The sequence below is a fragment of the Thalassoroseus sp. genome (assembly GCF_984380535.1).
Map to the genome: position 1 here is coordinate 46,057 of NZ_CFHRBF010000008.1, position 18,079 is coordinate 64,135.

At 53.6% G+C, this 18,079-nt stretch carries 16 protein-coding genes; 12 read left to right on the forward strand and 4 right to left on the reverse strand.

Annotation, left to right across the window (positions count from 1 at the left end; all coding sequences use genetic code 11):
* Window positions 1-388: 388 nt before the first annotated feature.
* The 3 genes from AC5DDB_RS12270 to AC5DDB_RS12280 all read left to right on the forward strand — a co-directional run bounded on the left by AC5DDB_RS12270 (window position 389) and on the right by AC5DDB_RS12280 (window position 4,474).
* Window positions 389-2,830, forward strand: coding sequence for an SUMF1/EgtB/PvdO family nonheme iron enzyme (locus tag AC5DDB_RS12270; protein WP_491740024.1), 2,442 nt, complete (start codon window positions 389-391; stop codon window positions 2,828-2,830).
* A gap of 332 nt (window positions 2,831-3,162) precedes the next feature.
* Window positions 3,163-3,762 (forward strand): DUF4760 domain-containing protein, encoded by a 600-nt coding sequence (locus AC5DDB_RS12275; protein ID WP_491740025.1) that lies wholly within the window; start codon window positions 3,163-3,165, stop codon window positions 3,760-3,762.
* Window positions 3,763-4,153: 391 nt separating this feature from the next.
* The gene (locus tag AC5DDB_RS12280; protein WP_491740026.1) at window positions 4,154-4,474 is read left to right on the forward strand and encodes a hypothetical protein; all 321 of its coding nucleotides are present in this window, start codon (window positions 4,154-4,156) and stop codon (window positions 4,472-4,474) included.
* Between the two features lie 224 nt (window positions 4,475-4,698).
* Here AC5DDB_RS12280 and AC5DDB_RS12285 read toward each other — a convergent pair whose 3' ends face one another.
* Window positions 4,699-6,960 carry a DEAD/DEAH box helicase family protein gene (locus AC5DDB_RS12285; RefSeq protein ID WP_491740027.1) on the reverse strand — a complete coding sequence of 754 codons (2,262 nt, stop codon included), beginning with the start codon at window positions 6,958-6,960 and terminating at the stop codon, window positions 4,699-4,701.
* A 669-nt stretch (window positions 6,961-7,629) separates the two neighbouring features.
* Between AC5DDB_RS12285 and AC5DDB_RS12290 the strand changes: the two genes are divergently transcribed.
* Window positions 7,630-7,863 carry a hypothetical protein gene (locus AC5DDB_RS12290; RefSeq protein WP_491740028.1) on the forward strand — a complete coding sequence of 78 codons (234 nt, stop codon included), beginning with the start codon at window positions 7,630-7,632 and terminating at the stop codon, window positions 7,861-7,863.
* A gap of 499 nt (window positions 7,864-8,362) precedes the next feature.
* On the opposite strand, the gene AC5DDB_RS12295 is transcribed toward AC5DDB_RS12290, so the two are convergent.
* From AC5DDB_RS12295 to AC5DDB_RS12305, 3 genes are read right to left on the reverse strand one after another with little or no spacing between them, the layout of a single operon-like run.
* Window positions 8,363-9,589, reverse strand: coding sequence for a reverse transcriptase domain-containing protein (locus AC5DDB_RS12295; RefSeq protein WP_491740029.1), 1,227 nt, complete (start codon window positions 9,587-9,589; stop codon window positions 8,363-8,365).
* A complete protein-coding gene (locus AC5DDB_RS12300) occupies window positions 9,580-11,118 on the reverse strand; it encodes a hypothetical protein (RefSeq protein WP_491740030.1) in 1,539 nt (512 codons plus the stop codon). The genes AC5DDB_RS12295 and AC5DDB_RS12300 overlap by 10 nt, the downstream gene beginning before the upstream one ends.
* A 27-nt stretch (window positions 11,119-11,145) precedes the next feature.
* Window positions 11,146-11,442, reverse strand: coding sequence for a hypothetical protein (locus tag AC5DDB_RS12305; protein ID WP_491740031.1), 297 nt, complete (start codon window positions 11,440-11,442; stop codon window positions 11,146-11,148).
* A gap of 95 nt (window positions 11,443-11,537) precedes the next feature.
* Between AC5DDB_RS12305 and AC5DDB_RS12310 the strand changes: the two genes are divergently transcribed.
* The 8 genes from AC5DDB_RS12310 to AC5DDB_RS12345 all read left to right on the forward strand — a co-directional run bounded on the left by AC5DDB_RS12310 (window position 11,538) and on the right by AC5DDB_RS12345 (window position 17,758).
* The gene (locus AC5DDB_RS12310; protein ID WP_491740032.1) at window positions 11,538-12,374 is read left to right on the forward strand and encodes a hypothetical protein; all 837 of its coding nucleotides are present in this window, start codon (window positions 11,538-11,540) and stop codon (window positions 12,372-12,374) included.
* Complete coding sequence (locus AC5DDB_RS12315) at window positions 12,374-13,285, forward strand: ParB/RepB/Spo0J family partition protein (protein WP_491740033.1); 912 nt, start codon at window positions 12,374-12,376, stop codon at window positions 13,283-13,285. Before AC5DDB_RS12310 ends, AC5DDB_RS12315 begins: the two co-directional genes overlap by 1 nt.
* Window positions 13,286-13,390: 105 nt before the next feature.
* Entirely contained in the window at window positions 13,391-13,762 is a 372-nt protein-coding gene (locus tag AC5DDB_RS12320) for a hypothetical protein (RefSeq protein WP_491740034.1), read from the forward strand.
* 114 nt (window positions 13,763-13,876) lie between these two features.
* The gene (locus AC5DDB_RS12325; protein ID WP_491740035.1) at window positions 13,877-14,929 is read left to right on the forward strand and encodes a radical SAM family protein; all 1,053 of its coding nucleotides are present in this window, start codon (window positions 13,877-13,879) and stop codon (window positions 14,927-14,929) included.
* A 169-nt stretch (window positions 14,930-15,098) separates the two neighbouring features.
* Entirely contained in the window at window positions 15,099-15,776 is a 678-nt protein-coding gene (locus tag AC5DDB_RS12330) for a hypothetical protein (RefSeq protein WP_491740036.1), read from the forward strand.
* Window positions 15,777-16,160: 384 nt separating this feature from the next.
* On the forward strand, window positions 16,161-16,652 hold the full coding sequence (locus tag AC5DDB_RS12335; RefSeq protein ID WP_491740037.1) for a hypothetical protein: 492 nt from the start codon (window positions 16,161-16,163) through the stop codon (window positions 16,650-16,652).
* 29 nt (window positions 16,653-16,681) lie between these two features.
* Window positions 16,682-17,215 (forward strand): hypothetical protein, encoded by a 534-nt coding sequence (locus AC5DDB_RS12340; RefSeq protein ID WP_491740038.1) that lies wholly within the window; start codon window positions 16,682-16,684, stop codon window positions 17,213-17,215.
* Window positions 17,216-17,440: 225 nt separating this feature from the next.
* On the forward strand, window positions 17,441-17,758 hold the full coding sequence (locus AC5DDB_RS12345; RefSeq protein ID WP_491740039.1) for a hypothetical protein: 318 nt from the start codon (window positions 17,441-17,443) through the stop codon (window positions 17,756-17,758).
* Window positions 17,759-18,079: the final 321 nt, after the last annotated feature.

Consider the following 18,079-nt stretch of genomic DNA (forward strand, 5'->3'; position numbering starts at 1 on the left):
GCCGGAAGATTATCGTTGAATCCGGACAAAAAAGGCCATTTTCGCGTGCACCGTACCATTCCCGACTCATCCACGCGCGTTACGAATTTGAACGTCATGACAGAGACTGATTGTACAGGCATTCAAGTAATTTGTCGCGCCCCTGACGGTATCGGATCGATCTTTCCGGTCGGATTTTCCCAAGATAAAGGCAGCGAAGGAGGTCCCACTGCGACTGTTTCTTCGTTTTGCATGCAGACCGAAATCCAGGGCTACTGCCTTTGGGAAGGGAGGTCCTGATGGTCTCTCAAGTCGAAAGAGTGTCTCGACGGTTGAGCACGGCTTCCTCTGACGGCACAATCACAGGCGACGCAACAGAAGAGCAGGTTCTGTTCCTCGTGAGGTGGTAATGTCCTTAAAGTCAAACGATATGCCCCCGTTTATTGCCGACCAGCAAATGTTCCGATTGAATGCACCGTGGTCGGGCGGCCAGATGAGTGAGTGGTTGCGGGATCGGCGGTTCCGATTCATGGCCGAGGGCGAGAAGAACTCGCCTGATTCGGAGTTTGGCTGGGAGGCGGTAGACGATCGCACCGCGTTTCTGGCCGACCCGGCGATCAAGCGATTGTGCATGGTCGAAGATGCCGGGATGGGGAAAACGAAGTCACTGGAGCAGATTCAATATCTGCGGCAAGCGGCCGATCCTGGTCATCTCGCGGTGCGATTCGAGTTTCATCAGTTGCCGAATGATCACAATGCCTATCTCGGTTCGATTGACGGCAAAACACCCCGACTGATCGCACCGCTGCAGGTTGCACTTGGATCGTCGAGTGCGGGGGCCGATAGCAACGAAGTTCAGAAGAGGCTGTTGCGGCTTGTGCATCGCAAGATTCGCCAGGGTCAGTTCACATTGCTTGTGGATGCGTTGGATCAAGCGAACCAAGCGAAATCTCCGAAGGAGACCGCGGAGGCTTTAGCGAGTTTCCTGGTTGCCTATCCCAAAGTGCGCTGCGTGATTTCGGGCCGACCGTTTGCCGTGCAGTATTACTGGGATTCGTTGTTCGCCTGCGATACGACGATCGGCTCCACGGGGCCGTGGGAACTCGTGCAGATCGATTCCTTCACGGACGAGCAGCAAAAGACATTTTTGGGCTCCGAACGATACAAGAAGCTCAAGCAACTCGACTCGGATGTGATAGCGATTCCGCGAGCTTTGGAGACGGTTCGCAGCCTTTCAAAAAACGAGTTGAACGGTGTCCGCACGGCGAGCGATTTGTATTGGCGGTGCGTGGACAAAATGCTCGAGCGCGGCCTTGCCAATCCGCCCGTGAAGATGAAAAAGAATCGAGCCCTCAAGTTATTCTCATTGCTGGCGTTTGAAACGGTCTCGCAGGGCAACTTTGCCGACTTGGAGACCTTCATCGAGGACATCTGGATTCGCCGTGGTGACGAGCTGCAGTACGAATACAACGGCGATAGCGAAAGGTTCGAGGCGGATTTGGGTCGATTGGTCGCCGTCAACTTGTTGCTTGATCCGGGGGTGCTAGCGGTCAAGGCCGATGGCAATCCGTTTGCCGCGGAACTCACGCATTTGAATTGGCGAAACCGCACATTGCAAGATTTTCTAGCGGCATTGTGGGTGACGAGGTATTCCACCTCGGCAGCCGACCGGGATTGGCTGCGAACGCATCCGTATCTTCGAGGTGAAGGCCATAGACACTATGCCCACGGGAAACTCTATGAATTCTGGCGGTTGGCGGCCGAGATGCCGGGGGCGAAGGGAACGCAGGAAGCCGCTCGGCGTGATCAGGTGTGGATTTCATCGCTGTCGGTACTGTTCTTGCGACCCCCTGAGGGCGAGGCGGTGGTCCGGTCTACGGAGATCATATATCGCAGTTGGCGGGGGCTACTGGGAATTGCCGGGCATCTCCGGGACGAGAACGCTTTTGAGTCCTTGGTGCAGGCGATCACGACGAAACTCCAACATCAGATTCGCGCCGCAGTCGAATCGAATGAGGGATCCGACCTGGAGAGTCAGTTGCCGGACGAACCGCCGTTGGCAGCTCGGTGGGTGATACGGCAGTTTCTAGGAGAATTTCCGCAGTTGGTTGGTGAATCTTCGGCCGATAGTCCGCAACGTCGTTTTGATCGGGATATGCCTAGTGGAGAGCGGGAAGGGTTTGTCAGCATTCTGGCAGGGGAGTTTTGGATGGGGGATGCGGAATCGGGCTATATGAAAGAGCCACTACATAAATCGGCGGTGGATGGGGGTTTTCAGCTCAGTGGTTGTACGGTGACGAATGCGGTGTATCAGCAGTTCGATCCTACTCACGCCGAACGATTTTCCGAATATGAAAAATGCAGTTCTGAGCCAGACTGTCCGGTAATCCATCTGAATTGGTATGACGCTTGGTGCGTGTCTTTGTGGCTGCACGGGCGTTTACCGAGCGAGCACGAGTGGGAGTACGTCTGTCGCGGGAAGTCCGGCATGGATGAGCCGCCAACGAAGTGGTGCTTTGGTGATGATGAAAAGCTGCTGCGAGAATATGCATGGGTTCGTGAAAATACGAAGAAAACGCGAAGTGTAGGCACTCGTCGACCGAATGGCTTTGGAGTGTCCGACGTGCATGGGAATGTGTGGGAGTGGACGAGCAGTTGGTGGCACAAGAACCCTGAAGAAGGCCGGAAACCGGACTTTGTCGGTAGGTATCGTGTATTGCGGGGTGGCTCATTCGACGACGGGGATGTCTCCGTTTGCCGTTCGGCATGTCGCGTGGGCCGCCTTCCACCAGACGCGGTTCACGTCTTCGGGGTTCGTGTCGCCAGGGCTATTCCCGAAAACCATTTTTAAGCCTTCGACCCATCCTCGCCGCAGGCGAGGATCCGCGTAAATAGTCTGCGACGGCATCAAGATGAATCAGGTGATCTTATTCCGAGACAACAGAGTGAAACGAGGTTGCGTCCGAAATCAAGCCAAATCTGAGTATCTGTCGGAAATCTCACCAATTTTCTTCATCTGGTTGATGAGCCCACTGCCTTTGAAATTGTGACCCGCGTAGACATAGATTTCCAAACGCTAGCACGTCTGGCTTTTGGAACTTCTGAAGTCTATCGGTCACGATTGCAAGCAGGGTGTTGGATTCCCTGCCCACAGACTACGGCTTCAAAGGTAGGGAACGGACTATGGACGTCAGCCGAATTGAACAACACGCCGGCGAAATTCGGAGCTGGTTTTGGGGACTTTCGCAAGCTGAGTGGTTGGATGTCATCGAGATTGCTGTTGTGTTGTTCGCGGCGTGGGTGGCTTGGCGACAACTTTCGCTATTGCGTCGGCAAATGCAAGACGACCAGCTACGGCATCGCCGTGAGAATGCGTTGAAATACTCGCTTTCGAACAACCCGATTCTACGGGAAGCCCAGATGCGGGTCGATATGGCATTCTCACCCGAGGTCTGGGGGACACGTCCCATTCCCGCCGAGGTTCTCCAAAAAACACTGACCGATCAACCTGAAATCCGCAACGAGTTAATCACGCTGCTGGCGAATTGGGAAAACCTGAGTTTGTGCAATGCCTCAGACATCGCAGACCACGACCTAGCCTTCGAGATGGTCGCAACAACACTGGTGCAATACGTCGATCGATTTCAGAACTTCATTGCTTTGCGTCAACAGGACAAACCACGGGCCTATGCCTATCTGGTCCATCAAGCGGACCAATGGCGAAGGCCAATTGTCACCCATGAAAAACGCCGACTCTATAAACTCACTCATCGCTGCCTTTAATACCTCGAAGCGAACTTTTTAATTCCAGTTTCAGGTCCACTGATGCAGGGTGCCTCCTAGCATTCCGCAACGGCTCGGCGAACCGCGGTCAATTTCTCACCGGGCAGCGGTGAACGCTGTCTATCACTATTTTCGCGGCTTGCAAGAGCACGTACTCGGCGAACTCAAGAGTCAATGCCAGATGAACTTTGTTTCATTTCGAAATCGACTCGGCAAGGCCACGCCATTCGCATATTGGATTGCCTCGATTTCTGGAATTTTACCCTGAAATCATCGAGTGGCCTGCCTTTCTAAAAGTGACCCCCACGCGAAGCAGCTCGGCAAGTCATACTGAAGCAGGTGTCCTTCGCGTTTCCCAAGTTTTTCATTGGAAAGGCTCAAGGTGCCCATCATGGTGTCAACTCAGAATGCCGAGGTTTTCTATCTGACGTCCGAAACGCTACCGGACCTCATTTCGCATGGTCTCCACGAACAACCAAGGCGGAGTGTCGAAATCGAGATCGAGGACATTCGAGGGATTAGTCGGCCCTGGCTTGAGCAATTTGCCGAACGGTCGGACGTGCAATGGTCTGAACAGGCTTGGAACCAATGGCAAGCGTCTGAGCACCCGTCGCCTCCGCGAGCCTGGATTCCCCGGCAGCTCGCGCTTCGCTTTGCAGCCACGCTGCTCGCCATTTTGGCAACATCATTGGCAGCTGCAGCGTTGATGTAGGTGAAGTGATTTCGAAATTACCCGGTAAAAAGAAGCCACCGGCAGAGCCGGTGGCGTTTAGGACAAGCCTAGCTGAGGCACGGACAGGTCGATTGTCGTGAAAGGAATAGCTTGTTGAAGTTCAGAGAAACAAACATAGTCGTACTGGCAAAGCCGTGAACTCTGACCACCGCCAGGAGGCGGTGAATCTCGATGATGAATTAGAGACCGTATTGGTCGGACGATCAAGAAGCAACGCGATCGCTTCCGGAAGTCACAGCCGGCAGTTCATCGTACCAACCGGCTGCCGTCCACGATGCGACTCGCTGTGGCAGCACTTTCTTCCACGCCGACCGCAGTTCGCTGCGTCGCTTCCGCAGCGTGGCAGCGAACTCGGCCCCCAAGAAAATCCGTTCGTTTTGCAGCAACGCAAAAATGTCTTCGCTATCAACATCGCTTGGTGGCAGCAATTGATCACCGCCGGGGAACACCGGGCCGCACACCCCGAGGCCGGACCATTGGTATCGGCTTGTATTGAAGATCAGCATCCACAAGGAGATCCACGCGGCGATCTTGCGAAATTCGGTCGTTCCACTATGGATGCGAACTTCCAACTTTTGAATGTCGTCATAGGCATGAGCAAGGTTGACGGTGTAATAGCGATCGTTGGCCAGGGCAAAATCTTGCAATCGTAGTCCTGCGATGTCGTGGATTGTTTCCCGCATGGGCCGACAATAGCCGTTGCGTTCGGTGAGGTGGTAGCTTGTGCCATCAAACTCGCAGAACCGGGACGGTGCGACCAGGGTCATCAAACCAGGCTCTAAACGCTGTAATCGTTTGACGAATCCTTGCAAGCGTTCGTCCGAGTCCAAACGCGTGGCGAGCGTGACATGCAGACCCGTGCGATAGTTGAGATGAAAACGGTCATCGGTCCGCACCAACGCATCCAGACCGGAACAGACCCGCTGGAGTTCTTCAAAGCCAGCTTTGTTCTCTAGGATCGGCGAAACGACTTCCCAACCCGCGGACCGGTCGTGCTCGACAACCCAGCGGGTCGGGTCACAACTCTCGTGATAGCCCATCGGGCGAGTCGCGACTGGCGCATGGGCATGGGTTCGCAGACACGCCAGCAATGTATGAGCGCCGGTCCGCCACTCGGGTGAACTCCAATCGGGTATTCCGTTTGGTGACGTCAACTCAATCTCGACCCCAAAGGTCTGATTCGGAACGAAGACCAGTTCACCGACATCGGGCAGCGTCAGCGATTCGAGATGAACTTCACGGGGTTCTGCGTGCCGTCGCGGTCCCACGGGTTTGCGTTGCCACGACGTATCGGTGGCATTCTTGTCGTCAATCAAGTCTGAAGCGTGAAAGAACTCTTCGGCCCGATTTCGAATCTCATCGCTGAACTCGATGATCCAAAATTCAGACTTCTCGGCGGTCAATCGACTCCCACGACCGATCATCTGTTGGAGCATAACTTGGCTTGTCGTTGGTCGTGCGATAAAAACGGAATCGATCTCGGGAACATTTTCTCCCTCGACAAACTTTTGGACGTTGACAAGGACGTCGACAGTCCCAGTCCGAAACTGGCGAAGGATCTCTTGCTGTTGACGAACACGTAAGCCGGAATGCAGCACTCGGGCCGGGGTTCCCCCGATCGTAAGCATCTCGCCAAGCTGTTTGGCATGGTCGATATTGCACGCAAACACGACCGATTTTCGATATTTCCCCTGTTCCCGACCGATCTGCAGTTCGTGAACAATCATCTCATTACGATCACGGTTCGTTGCCAGAACATCGAGCGACTCTGCCGTCACAGAGTGATTGCGAATGATCGGGTCCCAGGAAACTTTGGTTTGGACGTTCTTGACGATCGGACGTGCCAAGCGAGTGCCCACCAGTTCGGCGTACGAAATGTGCGAAACCAATTCGGTGGGCCGGCAGACATTCCGCTTGGGCGTTGCCGACAAGCCAACTACGACCGGCCGTTGTTGCCCACCACGGCCATCGAGATAAAACTTCTGAAACTCTCGGCCGGTTGGGGCATTGATCGCCCAGTGGCATTCGTCCCAAACAACCAGCAATTTGCGATTCCGGCGGATACGTTTCGGGAAGTCTTTTCGACTATGTCGTGTCCGCCAGGTCTGCAAGGTCGTCAAGTAGATTTTTCCCCGGTTGTTCGTCGGCAGGTGGCGTAGCCGTTCCGACTCGCCCCCAACACGTCGCAATTGGTTGCGATAGTGTGGGAAAAGCTGTAGCAATTCATCGGTCACTTGTTCGAGTAAAGTCCATTTCTTGGCCACCCACAAAATTGAATAACCCTGTTCGACGTAGTGTTGGATCAGACCGATCCCGACTCGGGTTTTGCCGAGCCCGGTTGGACCTTGAATGATATAGATGCCCGAACGATCGTTCTCAGCGGCACTGGTTAGGGCCAATGCGGCATCAAGTTGTTCTTCCGAGAAGTCACCATTTAGAGACAGCTGAAATAAACTGCTTTGCATTCAATCTCTCCCGACGATACCGAACTTGGAACACCCTTCTCCAAGAAAAGGCAGCCGGACAACGGAGATTGCCGACGTCCGCAAGGATCTCTGCGATATCGCGGACCGGAAGACCTCAAGGTAGCTGAGATGGTGGCCACTCAGTCATTCACAATGTGGAACTTGTGGTACCCCCTACTTTGACAGTCCAAGTTGTCGCTTCGGCCGCTCTGCCGACTATCAAAGGCAGTTCCCCCCAGCTGAGATTGCAACTTTTTTGCGCACGAGACGACGTAGAAGAACACAGCACCGCAGTCTTACGACCAATGGCAGCCGGTTCGATGCCGTTCACAACGGCGATGGGATGAGGTTGCCAATCACAACGGAATTCGTTCTCACAACGCGAACTGAATCTGGAGCCGTTGTCAAAGCTGCATGACACTAGGGGCGTCTTCGTTTTTAGGTTTACTTTCACAACAACTGAAGCCTGCGTCGTTGCTAGCTCGGACACTTATTTGAGAATCCAATGCTTTGGATTCGTCTTCGATCTCGATCAAGAATTCCCTGAGAACTTCGGATCAGCGAAGCTAAGAAGTGCCTTTATCAAGGTGAGGCCTCAATTGAGCCAGTTCATTGCGGCTGGCACATCGTCGTCGCTCGCGTTTACTTTCACTTTGAGAGGGTCTATCGATGCAGAAAGTTCACACAGAATGCCCGTTCGACGGGTTGGAACGCACAGAAATTTGGACTGGCGACGGTCAACACGACCACACGCGATACGACTTGGATCCCGAGTTTCAAGAAGCGCCCGCTGACCCAGAGAATACCCCTTCGTACTCGCTAATGTGGCCGCGGCTTTTGTGGTTCCATTTGGGCATGTTCGTCGGCGGTCTGGGTTCTTGGCTGTTCTTCCCAATCGCGTAACACAGAACATGCTGATGTCGAACGAGCCTCTGGTAATTACCAGGGGCTCGTTCCATTATGTCCCGGGATGTTCCTTCATGGCGGCAGATCGACATCGTTGTGCTTAAGGCACTCGAACAAGAATATCGCTGAATAGACGCACCCTGACCGCAGCTGACGACTTTCAAGTCGAGACAAAGTTCCTGCCAGAGAGTGGCCTACTGCGGAACTTACCACCTCGACCGCAAAGCAGGTGCATCGAATGGCTCGAAGCCAACGAACTCGCTGAGCACTTCTCAGATCGGTGCTGTTGGAATAGACGACCGGTTTGGCTGTTGCTCTCCTCTCAAATAGTCTCGGCTCGCCCTGAAACAAATCATGATCGTGGGACGTCGCTCCCACGCTCCCGGCGTATGCGGGAGGTCGTTGGTGTGTGCGGCAGCGCACGTGAGATGTAGCAGACAGAAGGTACTGAGTACGGAATTCGATATCGACAGAGGTCAGACAGATATACTGACCTCTATCCAACCGAGCGGGACAACTTCATCCATCGTGTCCTCCCACATGATGCAGCCTCTCGGATTTCCGCCAAGGAAAACTCCCGAAACCCACATCGTCGTGTGATGTTGAGTGCCTGATCCATAATCTCTCGTGATGTCGTGTTCGTGAACGCCGGGCCAATCGCTTCCATCCATCCCGTCACCACGGATCGTGAAATCAGTGTGGGGTTGGGATATTCCATGGATTTGATGAGACCTTGTTCGAGATTCTTAAAGCTGGCTTCCGGGATAGTAAATTTCAACTGGCCATCCTGCCATCTTGGGATTAATCCCAGGACGGATGTGTTGAATTTCGGGTCTCGGATATCCTGGGGGTCGCCATCTGTTCCTTTTAGATTCATTTCCAATTCGGATAAGATAGCTTTGGCCCGGTAGAGAATCTCGTGGCCTTCACGTTCGTTGTTGCAGACGAATGTCAAATTGTCGACATACCGTAGTAACAACGGGTATCCTCGGCGGGGTGTATTGATTACCTCGTCGAAGCGGGTGTGGAGCAGGAGCTCCATGCCGACCGGGCTGTAGGGCGAACCTTGGTCCAGTCCGATCGTGCGTTGGGGGCCGTCATGGCCCCGGAGGATTCGGTCGATCAGCCAGAGCAGCTCTGGCTGGCCAATAAATCGGCGATGTGAATTGAAGACGTCTTCAATTCTCGCGCTGGGAAAACAATTCTCGATGTCGTCAATCGCCAACACGTAGTGATTTCGCTCTCGCATCACGCGCTGCATCTTGGCATAAATGCGGTAGACATCCCGGCCGATGCCGGGAAGTCGGCGGCGCCAAAACGTGTTCAGCGCGAGTTGGAGTGACTTGGCGACGGTGCGATCGGTGATTCGCTGGAGACTCAACTCGCGGAACCGACCGTCACCCTTGGGAGCCAGAACCGACAACGTCTCGTAGGGCTGGTAAGTTTGATTCTGAATCGCCTCCGAGACTTGCCGCAACGCTTCAAATACTTCTCCGGGTGAAAAGTCCTCGAATGTCAAATGGTCGATGCCTGCCCCGTGGCCACCGTCTTGCTCCAGAATCCGGTACGCGGAGTTCAGATTGCGAACGTCAGCCAATTTCTGCAAACAGAACTGGTTTGCCGCTGTCACCTCGTAATACTTGTGTTTGCGATGGTTCCGCCGGCATCCCCAATCGAGTCGGGGGGTATTGAAGTTGGAGGTGAGATTACCGCTCACGAGCATTGTCGTCCTCCTCGCCAGTGGCGATGGAGAAATCGTTCGATTCGGCCAATCAGCGGGTCGACACCGACCTCGAAGATGTCTTGCTGGTCGTAACGTTCGCGCCGTCTGTGCTGCCACTGGCGGGTTTGAGCGTTGAACAAGTCAAGGAAGTCGACCACCAGCAGAGGATGTTCGGTGTCCCGCTCCTGACCAAACCACGAGTCCGGCATTTCCGGGCCATGCGGCCCGCCGCCTGCCCAAATGACAACATCGGAGCAGTTCCCGGCGACCGAGGCGGCGGAGTCCGTCAGCACGATTTGACGGGGGCCGTCGATCCAAAGTTGTCGGCCGCGCTTGAGCCGCGTTTTGATCGAGCGCGGCAAGCCCACAAGGTCGAGGTCTTCGCCGGCGATGATCGGCCAGTCCGGGAGTTTTTTCGCGAGCGCCACCGCATGCACCAAACGGTCGACCAGAACGGTGACTGCTTGGGGCATATAGTTTCGGCCTTCAAACCAAACGACAACACTTTGATGTTGTTCTTCGTCGAGAGCCTCACCCCTGGCCAATGCCTTGGCGAGTTTGGCAATCGCGCGATTCCGTGTCTCGTTGTGCCACAGACATTTGAAATCGAAGGCACTGGTTTCCCGTTGTTCTAAGTTTTGGGGTTGATTGTGCCGGATCCAAGCGACGTGAACATTGCGTCGTGTTCGACCGTTCGGCATCAGTTCAATCACTTCAGGCCCGAGAACACCCATAACTTTGCCTGCTTCGTAGGGTGACAATCGGTCACTGGCACGTGTGATTCCAAACAAGCGAAATTGGGCGTCGATCTGTTGCAGGGCGATTTGGACCCTTTCGTGGACGCAGTGTTTGGCATCCGTGAGGATCACGAGATCGCATGTGGCGAAATCAAGGTCGCCAACGCCAAGTGGAGTCGACAGAACCAATCGGGGCATATCCTCCTCAACATCGAGCGTCAATTGCTCGCGGGAGTAGTGGACCGGATTCGCTCTGTGTTGTGCTTCAGGAATGCCGACTCGATGTTGCGCTTCGCATAACTTCCGTTCCATCTGTTTCAACTTTGCCACCGTTGGGCCGATCACGATGATCTGCCTGGCGGGAAACGCGTCCGCTAGTTCAGCCACCGGAATCACTTCGTCCATCTGATCAGGAACCCGAATGACGCCACGTTCGTGGGCGCGAACGAAGTCCGCTAGCTGTGGATAGTGGAGGTCATCCCGGGTTTCCAACTCCGGGAGTTCGGTAATCGAGACAGCCATTCGCCGATTGATTCGGAAACCCGAAACATGTGCGACGTATCCCAGGAGCGGCAGGCATCCGGCGTTCGCGATTCGCTGGCCCTCGGGAGAATAGAGCAAGGATTCTTGTTGTGGCTGGAGCTCATAGCCATGGTCGGCATCAGCCCTCGCTCTAATGCGCGGTACAGCAATAACTCCCAGCAAGGCAGATTGCTCATCGGTCAGGAAGACGTGTTGGCCGTTTTGTTCGAGTGCGATCACACGCGGTATTGCCAAGTCAGGCTGCATCATCGCTTCGCCAATTTTACAGGTTTGTAACTACCGGCCAAAATGTCCGGCTTCAGGCCGTTCTTCGGGTTGGGATTCATTGCGGGATGTTGCATAGCACGTTTCCAACACATGATCGTACAGAGCCCGGCTGTATTTGCGACGTCCGCAACCTGGGACGCAGTGTTCGTACTGCTTTAACTCCCCACGACACGCCCGCAGGGAAGCCGTCTTCGCTGAAATTCCGAGCAATGCGGCCAGTTCTCCTTGGTCAATCCAATCGGCGCAGGGATCGGGTCGGGGCGTGGGTGTCGAGCCATCATCCGGCGAATGGGTCGAATTTTCCATTTCCTTCTTCCTTTAATGCATTCTGCGAATCATTGACAAACACAGAACACAGTCTATACAATTAGTAATTGAATTCAATACAATAAGGTCTTGTGATGAAAAAACAACCAGCCCAATATGGATTGGAAGTCGAGCGGATTCGTCATCTCTTGGCTTTATTGTTCGAGGGAAACCAGTCCCGGATGGCCCGCGAACTGGGTGTCGCCCAGCCATTGATCTCCCGAGTGCTGAGTGGAGACATCAATCCAGGCAAACGCTTAGTCACCAATTTGTCTGCGCACCCCAAAGTCAATCCCGCATGGTTATCCACCGGCAAAGGCGATCCGCTACTCGCCGAACCGGAGGCCGCTGACTCAGCTGGCTGGCCGATTCCCATTGCATCCTGCCTTTTACCCGGTCCACCAGGTGAAAATCGCATACACCTCACTCCTCAAGTTCATTACGTCCCCGGCGTCACCTATCGCGAGACGCTCTATGCGATCGAAGCGGGTACCTACCTGCCAGAGGATCTATTGGCCCTACTCCGAATTTTTCCCGGCGACCTGTTGCTCATCGAGACGGACGAAACTGTGTGGCGAGAAAACCTTGATGTGCTGCACGGTCGGCTCGGAGTTCTCCGCCTTCAAGCCGGTAGCTCCCAGCGAATCGTGTTGAATTCGCTGCGCGTAGGAAATCGGAAGGACCCCAATGCTGTTCTTGCTGACTCGGTGGATGAACTGCGTGGTCGCCTTTTCCAGGACGAAGAAGACAGGAAATGTTTTGAGGAACACAGAAAGTATCCTCCTGGGATTCAGCTGCGTGAAGAAGCAACCGACCCAAAGAAGCCAAATGCTTCAAAAGCCACAGAGAATCGCGTGCAACTGGACGAGATTATTGGCTTGTTAGTCCAGCTCATCCGAGTATTTCCGCGACGCATTACGGAGGAGGTCTGATGCCAGCGCGTAGAATCGAAAAGCGAAGAATAACGGCACTCAAGCCGCATCCCCGGCAGCGAGAGTTTTTTCGGATGCCCTCGGACGTTGAACTCACGGAACTCGCGGACGACATCGACAAAAATGGGCTACGTAATCACCCCCACATCGACTCGGACAACACGATCCTGATGGGACACCGGCGCATTGAGGCTTGCAAAGTACTCGGTTGGGAGGAGATCGAGGTCGTCGTTCGTTACGACTTAGGTGGCGACGACGCCCGAGCGATGTGCGAGTTTGTTTCTGACAATTTGTATAGTCAACAGTTAGATCCCATTGGCATTGCGAAAAGTTACGAAGAACTACGTGCGCTGGAAGGTCGGCTCGGAGGCCACCATCAGGATGACCAAAATCCTGGAGAGCTTCGGGATCGGATTGCGGCGAAAATGCCCGTCAAGATGTCGGGGCGGCAACTTGATCGGCTCCGCCGACTATTAAAACTGCCGCTGCCGGTCCAAAACGCGATCCGGGAAGGATTGTTGAGAGCGAACCATGGCGACGCGATCCTCGGACGTTCACACGATACACAACAAGAGATTGCTAAGGCCTTAGCGGAAGGCGAAGTCCCAGAACGCATAATCCAGCGCTTTGGGCTGAAAAATTTAACTGCAAGACGAGCCCCAGATAAGTCGTTGAAGAGCTTGTTAGAAGCGCTCAGTAAAGAGCTTCCAGCGTTGCAAGACAATCTCCATGCTGTGGATTCTGTGCGGCTAAGAAACAACCGCAACATCCTGGAAGTGCTCGAAGGCGCTGCGGAACTCTTTGTCAAGCTGCGTGATCGCCAGCGAGCTCGCTCGGCCGAATCTGCGACCGACCCGACCCAGTTTACGAAAGTTGGGTTTCGACCATTGCCGGACAATTTGGCCGATTAACTGGAACCCTACGCAATTGTTTTCTATTTACCCTCCAATTTGGCGAGTCCTATCAGCAAAACTCAAAGAAGTATCGAGAACGCCTAACACTTAAAGAATGGAACCATGAATACCCACCGAGGACGCGAACGAATCGACGAACTCTTACGCCTTCGAGGCCTCGCCTTCATCTTGGTTTTTGGACGTGACTTTAGTTATGAACCGGCGATCGATTTCGTTGTCCGGGTGCTCGAATGGGCCGGCCATCATTGTGCTTACCTCGACCGAGATGTCGCTGACCAAGACGTGGGCCGCGCTAATCGGGCGGTTGCTGAGGCCGTAGAAGCCCTGCGAGCAAGCGGCGAGCCTTACATCCTTGTCACACATGTATTCGGGAACAACGACGTCGACACTCAATGCGGCGGCGGAATGACGCTCGATGACGGCATGGCGCAGATTCGTAACCAGCTCATTAAGGACATTGAGATGCTTGGGTGACCGGCACGCCTCCGTTCTCCTTGATAACAGCCACCCACAAACGGTGTGGCCATACATGTCAGCGACGCTAGTTCATAAACGGACTTGCTGATTTTGTTTCCAAAAGATTCAACAATGAGAAACAAACTGAGAATTGTGGAAGTGCCGTCCATCAAGGAGCCGATTCGTCCCTCGCCTGGCTTTCAGAAGAAGGCCTTAGCCGACCACAAGCTGGACATACTGGGGCTTTGCGGTTTTGGTTGCCGCTACTGCAGCAGCAATGCGGGCAATTACCTACGGATCAATCGTGCCAAATTTGCAGACCTCACCGAGAAGCAGTTGGGAGAGCGGTTGTTGCCTGAGCAGCACCCCCAACTCACATTCCATTGGTCCGATATCGTTGAGAAGTTGACTGCCCAACTCAATCGCAAAAAGAAATCATGGGGCCAAGGTTGGACGCTGGTTTTTTCCATGCTGACAGACGGCTTTTCGCCGTTGTTGGTCGGGCGAGGGATTACGGAGACGGTGCTCAATATGGTCCTTGAAAACACTTCGTTTCGTATTCGGGTTTTGACAAAAAATGCTATCGTCGGCACCGACAAGTGGCTGCAATTTTTTAGCGAGCACCGAGACAGAATAGTCGTAGGGCTCTCGGTCGGCACATTGGATGACACTTGGGCCCGCCGTGTTGAGGTCGGGACATCCAGTCCAACTGCAAGGATTGAGGCCTTGCACCGGTTGCAAAACTCGGGCGTACCAACGTACGGCATGCTCTGCCCAGTTTTCCCGGATGTGCTCCTTGAAGACCGGTTGGACGAACTGGTCGATCACATCCGCCCCGATGTTGTCGAGGAAATGTGGTGCGAGCCCTACAACGATCGTCAGAACTGGCAGGTAGTCCGCGAGGGCTATGCCCCTGGCACTGCCGGCCGTCATTGGTTGGAGACCGTCTATCGAGGAAAGCGTTGGGATTTGTGGAGCAAATATGCAACCGATCTGTTCCTTTCTCTACATGATCGGGCCGAACGTGAAGGATGGCTGTGGAAACTCCGGTACTTGCTCTACGAGGACTTGGTAACCGCGGTGGACGCCAACCGAATGGGTGACATGGCAGGCATCATGCTCCAAGGCAAGCCGAATGAAAAGGGCCAGAGTCGCAATCCGTACATTGCCGCAATCCGGAGGTAATATGATGCCTGAAAATCGGAAATCTATGAGAATCGATACTCCATGGTTAACACCCGATTGGCGATGGCGTCGAGCTTGCCAAATTGTTGAGCGAGGCCTCAACGCCACAAAGAAACGCGACGGACAACTCGTCCAACGAACGGTGCGTTGTGTCAAGAGACTCGACAAAGTGGCGACTGATCGTGGAGTGCGAGGTGTTGTTAAGAAATACCCCAACGTCTTTCTTGCGATAAAACTCGTCCGCGAAGACTCACTGCGGGTGTGGGAGATCAAGGCCCGTACCCTGGCTGGTCAGACTGACCGGACAATCGCCCGTGCAGTCGGCCTGACGGTGTCAATCATCGCCACGTTTCTGGATCTATTCTTCGATGTGCGCGGTCGATTGGCGGCTCGGTCATGGATCCGGTGGCAGGCTATCGGCTTGTGTCTCGATCAGCCTCCGAGTGCGGAATCCCTGGCATTGTGGCACTGCTGGCGACGTGGATCAGCGGTGATTGAGCCCTGGCGAGACTATCTTGAACACCAAGGTCTGCAAAATGATTTGGAAACTGAGATCGGTCGTCGGAGGGCAGCCATTCAACTGCTCATTGATGTCCAACAACTGCACGACTCACCCGAAATCCACGAATCTTTGCTCAAAAAGTTCGCTTTTCTGATTCAGAAACTCCCTGAAATCCCCAAATCCGTGTCGGTTTCAGGGGTGTTTTCCAGAAATGAGGCTCAATTCTTGGAGGAAATTGTCTGGAAGGAGTCTGATGAAGAGGTCGGTTCCCTTGAAACAAAACCTCAACTTGAAAGTCACAAAGCGACTGCGCGTCAAACGGTTGGTTTTGCAAAAGCTGGGTAATAGCTTTTCGGGGGATTACGTTTCGTCAGCGCGCCTTTAGACGCGAGGCCAAAAGTGTAGGACAAAATCGAATCGATGATGACTAATCGGAAGAAACCAAAACGGTATGTCCGACGAAGCGAACGGGTCGGGGATCAGGTTCACACCCACTACATCGGGACCCTGAATGATCCCATCACGCGCATCCTAGTGCAGTCCGATGAACTTTCGCAGGCGATTAAGCGGTCTGCTTCGGATTTCAACGAAAGTGCATTAGTGCGTCAACACGAGTTGGAACCTTGCCAACAATACCTCGCTACCAGGGTCACTCGCTTCCTAGCAGGTGAGCAACAACGCCAGGGTCGTGAACAAGAAAAGCAGGGTTCCCATCGAAGGATATCAAGCATGGAAACCATATTGGAAATGGGTCTCGGCCACGTCTCACTCAGCCGAGACGAGTGGGATGAGATTGTTGAGGATGCAGCCCAGGGCGATGAGACGGCCTTGGCGGAACTCAAAGAGATCCTTTATGCCAACCCAGCCGTTCGAGAGCTGCTCGGAGATTTGAGCCGGCACGTCCAGACAACCCTTATCGACATTGTCGGGGCGGAGTCGATCGCCACTCGGGAAGCATTGAAAATTCAAATCGAGGCACTTCGAAATAAACTTCACCACCGAGACGCCAATCCTTTGGAACGCCTCGTGATCGAGCAGGTTATCACGACCAAACTTGATTTGGCGATTCAGCAAATCGGATGTGCCGGACCGCACATCAAGGAAACCCATCGTCGCCGCTGGGAAGGCCGCATGGCCCGGGCTCAAAAACGGCATTTGGCAGCTCTTTCGGCACTCGCTGAAATTATAAAGTGCTCGAACGGCGAATCTCGGAAGTTTTAAATCTACGACAGCATGAGGAACATGAAGAAATGGTCAAATATAGCCAAAGTTTATGGCCCCACATCCGGGCATTAAAACATGCTCAACGTGAGAACGAACAATGGAAAAAACTCGACCTCTACCGAAGCATTCGCAGCCAAATCAATGACTTTTTCGTTGAATGCAAAGAGGCCCGACGAAGATTCCTCGCGGCTGCTTCGGATTTGTCCATCGATGCATGCCAGATTGAGTCCCTTGTGGCCGACTCCGAAGTTTCATTGCTTGCACTGGTGCGGGAAGATCAACATCAGAGGCTCCTGTCTCAGGCCAACCGATTGGCCTCTGAATGCGCCAAGCATCTCGGTGAAGAAATTGGGCCGGTAGCGTACGGCGAGATGAAACTGCGGAAATTGGTCGTGCTTTGCCTTACATCCGGGCAATACCAATGGGCCAAAAAGGCCCGTCTGTCCGCTTGGGAAGCGCAAATCAGTATTGCTCAGAAGGAGCTTTGGGAGTTGACGAACGAATGGCGGAGATTTCGCAAGGAATTAGGGTGGAGAGGTCTGTTGCAAAGACGGTCTTGAGAGATCAAATGTTTCTCGAAAAAACAGCCACTGACTTTGATACTTCGTCGTTTGGGACCAGAAACAGTGGATTTGGAACGAGAATCCGGCATTTGTGAAGAGAAATCTCTTTCATAATGGACGAGAATCTTAACTTTGTAATCTGACCAAAAGGACTCACAGCAGTTTGTCACAAGCATAGTCATTCTTTTTCTTCATATTATTGGACGAGTAGGGGGGCCAACGATGAACCAAGCATCAACATTGGAATGTGGCGATATTCGACTGCAGATTGAGATTGCGAAACGAGTCGATCACCTGAAACAACAACTTAATGGTGAAGCAACACCAGCATCTCATTGTATTGAAAAAGCAATGTACAACCGAGGCACGGAAACAGACATTGATATTCTGGCAGGTCTGCTGGAAGTTGCCGACCACGAACTTTCCGTGACCGCCGCTCAATGGATCAATCACCAAGCGCAATCCTTTCACGAAGTGGGAAATTCAAGCGGGAGCACATGGTGGTTGCATTCTCACGAGCGGTTCGCGAGAGGAGTGTGATGCGGTCGCGAAAGAGGCCTTTCACGAGTTGAATGGTTATAAGACAGTCCCGAGGTATGCCATTGACGAAATTGCGGAAACGATTGTGACACCCCTCCCAGAGTTGACGGCTGTAGTGTTGGCATCGGCCGCACTCTGCGCGGTGGACCAAGTGAAAAGTGCAGCAATTAATATTCCTCCGTGCGACCACGAGTGGGAATGGGGGAATGAACGAACACCACCTGACGACATGCGTCTCGAACGATGTTCGCATTGTCAGGCTATTCGCCATGTGTGCGATAATATCGCGAACCAAGCTGCAAACTCATGATGGAACACAGT